The organism is Methyloglobulus sp. (assembly GCF_964779595.1).
The window spans coordinates 15,346-27,507 of the sequence record NZ_CBAROL010000010.1 but is presented as its reverse complement, the minus strand read 5'-3'; the positions used below and the strand labels follow the sequence as shown (position 1 = coordinate 27,507).

The 12,162-nt window shown below is 44.9% G+C and carries 11 protein-coding genes; all 11 read right to left on the bottom strand.

The annotated features are described in order from the left end of the window. Positions 1–2: 2 nt before the first annotated feature. A complete protein-coding gene (gene lpxC / locus AC1YY3_RS05590; RefSeq protein ID WP_481823472.1) occupies positions 3–926 on the bottom strand; it encodes a UDP-3-O-acyl-N-acetylglucosamine deacetylase in 924 nt (307 codons plus the stop codon). A 79-nt stretch (positions 927–1,005) separates the two neighbouring features. After that, complete coding sequence (gene ftsZ / locus AC1YY3_RS05585; protein WP_481823471.1) at positions 1,006–2,166, bottom strand: cell division protein FtsZ; 1,161 nt, start codon at positions 2,164–2,166, stop codon at positions 1,006–1,008. A gap of 33 nt (positions 2,167–2,199) precedes the next feature. Further along, positions 2,200–3,426 (bottom strand): cell division protein FtsA, encoded by a 1,227-nt coding sequence (gene ftsA / locus AC1YY3_RS05580; RefSeq protein ID WP_481823470.1) that lies wholly within the window; start codon positions 3,424–3,426, stop codon positions 2,200–2,202. A 34-nt stretch (positions 3,427–3,460) separates the two neighbouring features. After that, complete coding sequence (locus AC1YY3_RS05575) at positions 3,461–4,201, bottom strand: cell division protein FtsQ/DivIB (protein ID WP_481823469.1); 741 nt, start codon at positions 4,199–4,201, stop codon at positions 3,461–3,463. Positions 4,202–4,204: 3 nt separating this feature from the next. After that, a complete protein-coding gene (locus AC1YY3_RS05570) occupies positions 4,205–5,128 on the bottom strand; it encodes a D-alanine--D-alanine ligase (protein ID WP_481823468.1) in 924 nt (307 codons plus the stop codon). After that, positions 5,125–6,015, bottom strand: coding sequence for a UDP-N-acetylmuramate dehydrogenase (murB, locus tag AC1YY3_RS05565; RefSeq protein ID WP_481823467.1), 891 nt, complete (start codon positions 6,013–6,015; stop codon positions 5,125–5,127). The genes AC1YY3_RS05570 and murB overlap by 4 nt, the downstream gene beginning before the upstream one ends. Next, positions 6,002–7,459 (bottom strand): UDP-N-acetylmuramate--L-alanine ligase, encoded by a 1,458-nt coding sequence (gene murC / locus AC1YY3_RS05560; protein ID WP_481823466.1) that lies wholly within the window; start codon positions 7,457–7,459, stop codon positions 6,002–6,004. Before murC ends, murB begins: the two co-directional genes overlap by 14 nt. Then, positions 7,456–8,511 (bottom strand): undecaprenyldiphospho-muramoylpentapeptide beta-N-acetylglucosaminyltransferase, encoded by a 1,056-nt coding sequence (murG, locus tag AC1YY3_RS05555; RefSeq protein WP_481823465.1) that lies wholly within the window; start codon positions 8,509–8,511, stop codon positions 7,456–7,458. The genes murC and murG overlap by 4 nt, the downstream gene beginning before the upstream one ends. Beyond that, on the bottom strand, positions 8,496–9,659 hold the full coding sequence (gene ftsW / locus AC1YY3_RS05550) for a putative lipid II flippase FtsW (RefSeq protein WP_481823464.1): 1,164 nt from the start codon (positions 9,657–9,659) through the stop codon (positions 8,496–8,498). The genes murG and ftsW overlap by 16 nt, the downstream gene beginning before the upstream one ends. Further along, a complete protein-coding gene (murD, locus tag AC1YY3_RS05545; protein ID WP_481823463.1) occupies positions 9,656–11,083 on the bottom strand; it encodes a UDP-N-acetylmuramoyl-L-alanine--D-glutamate ligase in 1,428 nt (475 codons plus the stop codon). Before murD ends, ftsW begins: the two co-directional genes overlap by 4 nt. Continuing rightward, positions 11,080–12,162 (bottom strand): phospho-N-acetylmuramoyl-pentapeptide-transferase, encoded by a 1,083-nt coding sequence (mraY, locus tag AC1YY3_RS05540; protein ID WP_481823462.1) that lies wholly within the window; start codon positions 12,160–12,162, stop codon positions 11,080–11,082. The genes murD and mraY overlap by 4 nt, the downstream gene beginning before the upstream one ends.

Here is a 12,162-nt window from a genome sequence, read left to right as displayed (position 1 = left end):
CTTTATGCAGCAGACCGAGGCGACTCAGCAGATGGCATGAAGGAAATCGGCGCTTGTTCTTCGTCGTCAAAGGTAATCTTTTCCCAAGCATCGGTATCGGCCAGTAAAGTTCTAAGCAGCTTGTTGTTTAGCCCATGACCGGACTTGTAACCGGTAAATTGACCGATCAGGCTGTGACCTAAGAGATAAAGGTCGCCAATCGCATCAAGAATTTTGTGCTTAACGAATTCATCAGCGTAACGCAAGCCGTCTTCGTTGAGGATTTTGCTGTCATCTACCACGATGGCATTATCCAGACTACCACCCAAGGCGAGATTATTTTGTCTGAGCATCTCAATATCTTTCATAAAACCGAAAGTTCTTGCCCTGCTAACTTCCTTTACGAACGTCGTTGATGAAAAATCCATCGTCGCCGTTTTAACATTATCTTCAAAAGCCGGATGTTCGAAATCTATAGTGAAGGTAACTTTGAAACCATCGAACGGCTCGAAAGCTGCCCATTTATCACCATCTTCGACCCGTACACTGTGCTTAATACGGATATATTGCTTAGGGCAATCTTGCTCTTCAACACCTGCTGATTGCAACAAAAACACAAAAGGTCCAGCACTCCCGTCCATGATAGGAACTTCTGCGGCACTGACATCAATGATTGCATTATCGATGCCTAAGCCAGCAAAAGCGGAAAGCAAATGTTCTATCGTCGAAATTTTGGTAGCACCTGAAACCAAGGTAGTTGAAAGCACCGTTTCGCCGACATTTCCAGGTGTCGCCTGAATAGTAACTGGGAATTCCAAATCCACACGCCGAAACCGAATCCCAGTATTAGGCTCTGCTGGGCGTAAGGTTAAGTACACCTTTTCGCCAGTATGTAGACCTACACCAGTCGCTCTAATCGTATTTTTTAAGGTTCGCTGTTTAATCATATCTTAAGCCAAGTAAGTGGGGCAGAAAGCTATTTTAACACATTCAGCCCCAATGTAAGGTAATGCAAACCATAAACTGCTAGTCTGCTTGCCGTCTTAAAAAGGCAGGAATATCCAAATAGTCTAAATCCATCTCTTTCTTGGGCTGTGCGCCAAACCGAGTTTCTCTAGCTTCAGGTCTGTTTTGGCGCATGACAGTCGGCTTATCCAGCACACCATAATTTATTTCACCAGCGGCCGCTCTTTGCATCAATCTATCGGTAGATCTGATAATTTGCGCTCGTGGCAGACCCATTCCGGTAGCTACCACGGTTACTTTTATTTCATCACCTAATGCTGAGTCTATGGCTGTGCCGATTTTTATGACGGCATCTTCTGAAGCAAATTCATGGACAATATTACCCACTTCATTAAATTCAGCAATGCCCATATCAGCAGCAGATATATTCACCAAAATGCCACGCGCACCTTGTAAATTGATGTCTTCCAGCAAAGGGCAAGCAATGGCTTTTTCTGCCGCTTCCCGTGCGCGGTTTTCGCCTTTGGCTGTACCTGTACCCATAATGGCAGCACCCATGCCTGACATGACTGTCCGTACATCAGCAAAATCGACGTTAATCATGCCAGGATGAACGATTAGATCAGTAATGCCTTGGACAGCATCCAGTAATACGTCATTCGCTGCTTTAAACGCATTCATCAAGGAAGCATTCTTTCCTAATACCGGCAATAATTTTTCATTGGGTATGGTGATGACTGAATCAACATATTTTTCCAGCTCGGCAATACCTTGCTCTGCTACCGCCATTTTCTTTTTACCTTCAAATGAGAAAGGTTTAGTGACAACTGCCACTGTCAATATACCCATCTCCCTGGCAATTTCAGCAATTACCGAAATGGCTCCAGTACCTGTGCCACCACCCATGCCAGCCGTCAAGAACACCATATCCGCACCAGTAATCACTTCTTTAATGCGATCTTTGTTTTCTTCCGCAGCTTGCCTGCCAATTTCTGGGTTTGTACCTGCACCTAAACCTTTGGTCAGCTCAACACCCAACTGAATAATCGTACTGGTATTCAGTTTTCTAAGCGCCTGTGCATCAGTGTTTGCACAAATAAACTCAACACCTTCTATATGGCAATCGACCATGTGATTGACTGCATTACCGCCACCGCCACCTACACCGATAACTTTAATTACCGCATTTTCACTACACATATCCATTAATTCGTATTTCATAATTACACCTTCATTAGTAAGACTTGCTATTGTTTAAAAATTTCCCTGAAACCAACTTTTCACTTTTGCAAAAAATCCTAAATCCTCTGGATCAACACTCCTGTTCCCACCTTGATGCTCCTTCCCATACATTAACAATCCAACTCCAGTAGAGTGGATTGGATTTTTTACCACTTCTGTCAATCCGTTGACATTTTGTGGCATCCCCATACGCACTGGCATGTGGAATATTTCTTCCGCCAATTCGATTAACCCCATAACCTTTGAACTACCACCAGTTAACACGATGCCAGCAGCAATCAATTCTTCATAGCCACTACGCCTTAGCTCCGATTGCACGAGCAACATGAGTTCTTCATACCGTGGCTCGATAATTTCGGCTAGATTTTGTGTGGAAATTTTCCGTGGTGGACGGTCGCCAATACTGGCTACTTCAATAACCCCATCAACACTGGCTAATTGGGTTAACGCACACGCGTAATTGCGTTTAATTTCCTCAGCATTAACCGTGGGAGTCCGTAAAGCCACGGCAATATCGTTAGTCACTTGGTCGCCGGCTATAGGAATGACGGCGGTATGTTTGATCGCACCCTCGGCAAAAATTGCAATGTCCGTCGTACCACCGCCGATGTCGATTAAACAGACACCCAGCTCTTTTTCATCTTCTGTCAATACTGAATTGCAGGAAGCCAATTGTTCCAACACGATGTCTTCAACTTCCAGACCGCAGCGCCGAATACATTTGATGATATTTTGCGATGCGCTGACACTTCCAGTCACCATATGAACCCTGGCTTCTAGGCGTATGCCCGACATGCCGATTGGCTCCTTGATACCATCCTGTAAGTCGATAATGAATTCCTGCGGCAAGATGTGGAGAATCTTCTGATCTGCTGGAACTGCGACCGCACGAGCGGAATCAATCACTCTATCTATATCGTACTGAGTGACTTCCTTATCTTTGATCGCCACCACGCCATGCGAATTTAGGCTACGGATATGGCTACCAGCAATACCTGCAAACACGGATTTAATCTGACAGCCTGCCATTAATTCGGCTTCCTCGATGGCGCGTTGTATGGATTGCACTGTCGATTCCAAGTTAACCACTACGCCTTTTTTTAGGCCACGGGAAACCGTAGAACCTATTCCTATGACCTCTAGGACTCCATCGCTGGATAGCTCACCTACGATAGCAGCCACTTTGGAAGTGCCTATGTCTAGCCCGACTATTAAATTACGTTCTGTTTTCTTCGCCATATTATTTACTCTGTGTCGTCTTTATATTGACAATCTATTTTGTTTCTTGATTTTTTGGTTTACCCCAATCTATCGGCTCACTTTCGGGCTTCCATGACACTGCGTAACCATTCGGATAACGCAAATCAACTACCTGCATCGCTGCGATTTTTTCCTGCCCAATAACGGGGAAAGTATCCAAAAATCGCTGTAATTTCTTTAACTGACCAGTTCGTCCTAACAATATTTCCAGACCTGTTTTTAATTTAATTTCCCAAGCTTCTCTGTCATTCACCTTAAATTCCGCCAGTTCCAAGGCTTGATCTTCCAAGGCTATGTTCACGCCCTTCATAATTTCTAAGGTTTTAGCTTCCTGCTGTTTTGGCCCATCTACTAATAATAAAGATTGAAACTGATCCACATTGCTAGGTGTAAACAATTCCCCATATTCAGTCAGTAAGCCATTTTGTCCCCAACGCACATAAGCCTTACGTTCATGAACCCTTATATCAATCGTATCCGGCCAAACTCGTTCAACACTTGCATTTTTTACCCAAGCCAATTTTGTAACCGTCTCGTGTATCTTCTGCATATCCGCATCAAAAATACTGGCTGTAACTAACGGCATCAATGCCGTTTTAATTTCTTCTTTACTTAAATACTGAAAAACACCTTCGGTACGCACATAGCGGACAGGCAGGGATTCTGTTACCTTATCGCTAACAACCTGCTGTCTCAAGCCCCAAACTGCCAACGCTAGCAGCGCAAAAACCAACAGTGTTTTTACAGCTTGCATCGTTTACTTCCGACAACTCGTTTCCAATATTCGCCAAACCAGTTCATCAAATTCAATACCCGCTTGTTTCGCCGCCATAGGTACTAAGCTATGGTCAGTCATACCCGGCACGGTGTTGATCTCAATGAGTTGGGGCTGACCCGATTCATCAATGAAAACATCGACTCTTGCCCAGCCTTTTACGCCGACCACATCACTTGCTGTTACCGCCAACTGCTGCAACTGTTTTTCCTGATCGGCACTTAAGCCAGATGGGCAGTGGTATTTGGTCGTGTTGGCGTTATATTTGGCTTCATAGTCATAAAACGCATTGGGTGTTTCCAAACGAATGACTGGCAAGGCTTCGCCATTTAGCAAACCTACGGTATATTCTTTGCCCACTACCCAAGATTCCGCAAAAATGTCACAGTTGAATTCAGCCGTAACTTGCAAGGCTTTTGCCAATTCATCCCGATTGTTGGCTTTGCTCATACCAATACTCGAACCTTCATTAGCTGGTTTGACGATGACCGGAAAGCCTAAGTTTTCAATACAACAATCAAGGTCATCCGTACTTTTTAACAGATACCATTTAGGTGTAGGCAAACCATAACCTAACCAACATAATTTAGTCCGCATCTTATCCATGCTTAAAGCAGAAGCCAGTACGCCACTGCCGGTATAAGGAATGTCCAATACTTCAAGTACGGCTTGCAATACCCCGTCCTCACCGCCGCGACCATGAACAATATTGAATACCCGATCAATCTGTTTTCCTTTTAGTGCATCAATAGCACTACCTGTTACGTCGATGGCAGTAGCATCTACACCCTTGCGTTGTAATGCTGCAAAGACTGCCGCACCGCTGTTCAACGATACTTTGCGTTCCGCCGCAGACCCACCCATCAGTACTGCTACCCGTCCAAATTCTTCCGGTTTTGTTATCACGCTTTTTCCTCGCCTACCATGCACACCTCTGTTTGCAATTCCACGCCATGAAGGTATTGCACTCTTCTTCTGACATATTTAATAAGGTTCTCAATATCTGTTGCCGTTGCTGTGCCGGTGTTCACAATAAAGTTTGCGTGTTTTTCTGACACACATGCACCACCAATGCTATAGCCTTTTAGCTTTGTTACTTCGATTAACCGCGCCGCAAAATCACCTTCTGGATTTTTAAATACTGACCCGCAACTTGGCTGGTTGGTTGGCTGGGTCTTAGCCCTTGTCTCCAGTAAGTTTTTAATTTTCTGGATGCTGCTTGCGGAATCACCTGGAGCTAACGATAAATTTGCGGACAAAAACCATTCATTATTTTCGTTCTTTACTGAACGATAATTAATCTCAAAATGCGTTGGGTCTCGCTGTGTAACATCGCCTTTAGCATTCAACATTTCCACGCTTTTTACGATGCGCCAAGTTTCGCCACCAAATGCCCCCGCATTCATTTTCAATGCGCCACCTATCGTTCCTGGGATACCCGCCAAAAACTCTGCGTCAGCCAAGCACTTATCCGCGCAAAAACGTGCCACATGGGCACAGGGAACGCCAGCTTCCACATAGACCGATCCGTCGTCGTTAATCCGCATGTCTTTTAAGCGGCCTTTGGTGTTAATCACCGTACCCCTAATTCCACCGTCCCTTACCAACAGATTACTACCAAGACCCATCCAAAATACCGGCTCGTTGTCAGGCAGAGTTTTGATGAATGCACATAAGTCCTGTTTATCAAATGGCAAATACAGTCGGTCAGCCACGCCTCCTACTCGCCAACTGGTGTACTTAACCAATGGTTCGTTGATTAATAAGCGACCTTTTAATTCAGTCATTGCCATGCCCACTCAAAGCGGCTATTGCTTTTGCCAATAATTCTGGTAACTGCGTAGCAATCTGACCAACATTCCCTGCACCTACGGTTAAAATTACATCATCCTTTTTGACTATACTTGCCAATACGGCTGCCAGTTCTTCCCAATCTTCCAAAAACACCGGATCAACCTTGCCACGCGTTCGTATTGCTCTACTCAATGCCCTGCCATCTGCGCCTGGAATGACGGTTTCACCTGCCGAGTAAACATCCATCAAAATCAGGACATCGACTGTAGAAAGTACATGTACAAAATCTTCAAATAAATCGCGGGTACGGGTATAGCGGTGCGGTTGAAATATGATAATCGCCCGTCTATCCGGCCAAGCTTGACGTAAGGCTTCCAGCGTTGCTGCAAGCTCGCGGGGATGATGTCCATAGTCATCTACGAAGGTCAGCTTACCGTTGTTAAAAGCTAGGTCGCCATTGACCTGGAAGCGTCTACCCACGCCCTTAAATGCGGCTAGGCTTTTGACGATAGCTTCGTCAGCAACTTCCAGCTTGGTTGCCACTGCGATGGCCGCAAGTGAATTGAGCATATTGTGCCAACCCGGCATATTCAAGGTGACTTGTAATTTTGTTGCCTTACCTTTTCGCACCACTTCAAAAGAAGTGTGCATCCCTGATTGCTTGACATTTTCAGCGCGTACATCAGCATCTTGATGGACACCGTAAGTTGTTACTGGTTTGGATATTGCTGGCAAAACCTCTCTAACACCTTCATCATCAATACACATCACAGCCAAACCATAGAATGGTAAATGATGCAGGAACTCGATGAACGTATCTTTCAAGCGTTGGTAATTGTTCTGGTAGGTCGCCATGTGGTCTTGGTCGATGTTGGTGACTATCGCCATCATCGGTTGCAAATACAGAAAAGAAGCATCGCTTTCGTCGGCTTCTGCTACAAGGTAGTTACCCAATCCCAACTTGGCATTTACACCCGCACTATTTAACCGACCGCCGATGACGTAAGTAGGATCCAGTCCACCTTCGGCAAGCATGGAAACCGTCAGGCTCGTTGTTGTCGTTTTACCGTGCGTCCCCGCAACGGCAATACCAAACCTGAACCGCATTAATTCCGCCAACATTTCCGCACGGGGAATAACGGGTATCCTGCTTAGGTAAGCCTCGTCTACTTCTGGATTGCCACGGTCAACGGCACTAGAAACCACGACCACATCGGCTTGTTTGATATTTTCACGTTTGTGACCAATTGCTATCGTCAATCCTAAGTCAGCCAGCCTTTGAGTGACCGCACTTTTTTTAATATCCGATCCCGATACGGTGTAACCCAGGTTATGCAAAACCTCGGCTATTCCACACATGCCCGTACCGCCAATACCCACAAAATGTATCCATTTGATATTGCCAAATACACGGTTTGGTTCTAATAAAGTATTAGCAATCATCTGCTTGCCTCACTGATACAAAACTGTGCTACAACTTCTGTTGCATCCATCCGCGCACATTGTTTAGCTGCTTTTGTCATTACATCAAGTTGCTGTTGAGCCTTGGTGATAAGTTCTATCAGGTTCTTTGTATTCAAGTCTTTTTGCGGCAATATCATACCTGCACCTGCATCAGATAAATAACGCGCATTAGCCATTTGATGATCGTCAATGGCATTAGGCAACGGAATTAAAATAGCTGGTAAAGCCATTGCCGATACCTCGCTTACGGTCATCGCACCGGCTCGGCAAATAATCATGTCAGCCCATTGGTAGGCAGATACCATATCTTGGATAAAAGCCGTGGCTTCTGCCTTTACGCCTAATTCTTGATAACGTCTGGCTACCTGTTCTTGCATAGCTGTTCCGGTCTGATGCTTTACTTCTAAATCGTTAATGCTTACCAGTGCATCAGGGATGAATTCATTTAATACTTGTGCGCCTTGGCTGCCGCCTATAACTAATAGCCGCAAGCTGTGCTGGTCAAACTTAGCTTTTGCTTCTGGCAAATTTTGGAACTGTTTTCGTAATGGGTTACCCGTGCATTTGGCGTTAAATTCTTTTTTAAAACTATTCGGAAACGCTTCTAAAACTTGGTTTGCGATTTTTCCCAACAATCGGTTGGTTGTTCCAGCGACACGATTTTGCTCATGGATAACCAGCGGTATCCTTAACAACCTTGCCATCAACCCACCTGGTCCTGCAACGAAACCGCCCATACCCAGTACCACATCCGGTTTACGTCGACGTAGAATTGCCAGCGCTTGTCCGCAAGCTTGTATCAGTTTAAAACCAGATATCACTTTCGATAGCACGCCTTTCCCACGTACTCCGGTGACAGAAAGCCAATCTATCTCTATCTCGTTTTCAGGTACAACTTTGCTTTCCAGCCCCTTATGAGTACCTAGCCAACTGACTTGCCAACCATTTTCGATAAGCCACTGGGCGACCGCCAACGCAGGAAATACATGCCCGCCTGTTCCCCCTGCCATAATGACTATGCGCTTACCCATTTTGACCTTGCCTGTGGTGTTTCTATGTTAAGTGCCGCTGTTTCACTATGCACCCTGAATAACAAGGCAAAAGCGCAGCACATGACCATCATGCTGCTACCGCCATAACTCATTAATGGTAAGGTTAAGCCTTTGGTAGGCAAAATCCCCATATTGACACCCATATTGACGAACGATTGAAAGCCTATCCAAATACCCAATCCATAAGCTATAAAAGCAGAGAACTGCTGACCCGACTGTTCGGCGGCGACAGCTATGGTAAAGGCACGCCAAATTAGCAATGCGAACAGACCAACCACGGTCATCACACCAAGTAAACCCAATTCTTCACCGATTACCGAAAACAAAAAGTCGGTATGGGCTTCTGGTAAATAAAATAATTTCTGAATGCCGCTACCTAGACCCACCCCAAGCACTTCACCACGACCAAAAGAGATAAGCGCTTGCGAAAGCTGATAGCCTGACTTTAGATAGTCATCAAAAGGATTAAGAAAACTCAGCACCCTAGCCATTCGATAGGGTGCAACAATAACCAAGGACGCTGCTAAGGCGACAACTAACGCCAGCAAAATGATGAACTGCTTTAATCTAGCCCCACCCAAAAACATCACACCCATAGCGATCATAAGAATCACGACGGCTGAACCAAAATCTGGCTCCAGCAATAACAATACACAAGCCACAGAAAACAACAATAACGGTTTGATAATGCCGTATGCCGAGCCTTGTAAATTCTCCTTATGTCGGGTGACATAACCTGCCATATAGATCACCGAAAAAAACTTCACCACTTCGGAAACTTGGATTCGAAGCCCACCTAACGATAGCCAACGAATACTGCCATTAACCTTTACGCCTAAACCTGGAATCAATACGATAACCAGCAAAAACAAGCCACCGATGAACAAGCCAGAACCGATTTTTTCCCAGCTTTCCATTGGAATTCTGGCGACAGCTAAACCTAATCCTAAACCTAATAAAATATGAACCAACTGCCTAATGGGATAATAAAAGCTATCTTGTTTCTGCTCCAAACCCAAATGTAAAGAAGATGATGCCACCATAGCGTAACCTATCAACAATAGGCTGAGAGTGACCGTAACCAACATCGGATCGAAGTGGAAGCGTTGCGCCGCTTGCCTGTTCATACGCCCACCCTAGATGATCGTGATGTTGCACCATTACAATTATGATTTGAGTCAACCAACCCCATTACGGCTTGAGCAAACTGATCGCCTCGATCTTGATAATTTTTGTATTGGTCAAGACTGGCGCAAGCGGGCGACAACAACACGGTATCTCCAGCGGTTGCGATGCTTGCTGCGACGCTAACTGCTTGCTTCATAGTTGAACAATTATGTACTGGAACACAACCATTGATGGCTTGCTCTATCAATCCGGCATCTTTACCCATCAACACTACAGCTTTAGTTTTTTCCTTTATTGTTGGAATCAGATCACGCATATCTGCGCCTTTTGCATCACCGCCGGCAATCAAGATCACCTTATGTTGATAACCTTGTATTGCGGCAATGCAAGCACCGATATTCGTAGCTTTGGAATCGTTAACCCAGGTGATACCTGCACTTTCAGCCACTCGCTGCATCCTGTGTGGCAATCCGTTAAATGCTTTGAGTGCTTTGCACATGGCTTGTTCGTCTAAGCCAACTGCTGTACCTAATGCCAATGAAGCCAAAGCATTTGCGGCATTATGTCTGCCTTCAAGCGGCAGCTCAGATAAAGGCATCAATGCTTTTTCCCCGCACTTTAAATACTCAACGCCATTGTCTTTGCCAATGCAAAAATCGGCTATTGTCTGTATCGAAAAAGTAATGGTACTTCTGCCTTCTTCGTGCATGTCGAGTACAACGGGATCATCAACATTGATAACCATTACGCCATCACCGATAAATACCCGCTGTTTTTGTTCAGCGTAGTCGGCAATATCTGCGTGCCTGTCTAAGTGGTCAGCACTTACATTCAATACTGTTGCAGCTGCTGCGTTCAATTGGCTAGTTCTTTCCAGTTGAAAACTGGAAAGCTCCAGTACATATAAGTCTGCTGATTCATCCAACAAATCCAGTGCGGCTACGCCAAGATTTCCACCCACACCTGCTTTTATTCCTGCTGCATCAGCCATTTCACCCAACATAGTGGTCACTGTGCTTTTGCCATTGGAACCAGTAATGGCAACAATCGGTACATCGACGGAACAGGAAAACAAGTCGATATCCCCGATGACTTGTGTACCTTTGCTTACAGATTCCACTATGGCTTTTTCAGTTAATGGGATGCCAGGACTAACTATAAGGTGGGTCGCATTACTGAATGATTTCTCGTCAAATGCGCCAGAAAACACGCTTATATTACCTAATGCTTCCCGCAGCTGATTTATGCCAGAAGGCTGTTCCCTGCTATCTGCAACAACAAAATTAAAACCTAACTGCGCCAAATAATGCGCGACTGAAACACCGGTAACTCCCAGGCCTACGACCACAATTTTGGATGTAGCAACATCCAAACCCAAATTGGCTTTTAATCGTTTAATAATGGTGCTTTTATCCAATTTCATCTTAATTTCAAAGTCGCTAAACCGACCAATACCAAAATAAAAGTGATGATCCAGAATCTTACAATCACGCGCGGCTCAGGCCAGCCTTTTAATTCAAAATGATGATGTATAGGTGCCATTTTAAATACCCGCTTGCCGGTCATTTTGTAGGATGCCACCTGAATTATCACGGACACCGTCTCCATGACAAATACACCACCCATGATGACTAATACAATTTCCTGTCTGACCAACACAGCTAATACACCTAAAGCACCACCCAAAGCTAATGCGCCAACATCACCCATGAACACCATTGCTGGGTAGGTGTTGAACCATAAAAATCCCAATCCAGCACCCACTAATGCCGCACAAAAAACGATCAATTCGCCTGCGTTGGGTAAATAAGGAATAGCTAGATATTCTGAAAAACCCACATGTCCTGACAGGTACGCAAATATGCCTAAACCTGCGGCGACCATAACCGTCGGCATGATTGCCAAGCCATCCAGTCCATCGGTCAGATTGACGGCATTGCTGGTACCGACGATAACAAAGTAACTTAGGACGATGTACATCCAGCCCATATCGAGCATGACATCTTTAAAAAACGGCACGAAGAACTGAGTTTCTGCTGGAACAATGGCAGTTTGATAAAGAAAAACAGCAGCCATGAATCCAATAATGGATTGCCAAAAATATTTGGCTTTTGCTGATAAGCCATCGCTGTTCCGTTTGACTACTTTACGATAATCATCAATAAATCCGATAACACCGTAACCCAAAGTGACCAGCAAAATAACCCAGATATAGCGATTGCTTAGGTCGGCCCATAACAAGGTGCTAAAAGCGATGGCAACCAATATTAACGTACCGCCCATCGTTGGTGTACCGGCTTTTTCGTAATGAGACTGTGGACCTAGTTCTCTAATGCTTTGACCGATTTTCTTGCGGGTCAATTTCCTTATCATGAAAGGACCAATAATGAACGAAATTATCAGGGAAGTCAGCGCACCTAAAATGGCTCGAAAGGTCAGGTAATGAAATACCCTGAACCCACCCTCGAATGTCATTAAATAGTCCGCGAAATAAAGTAACAT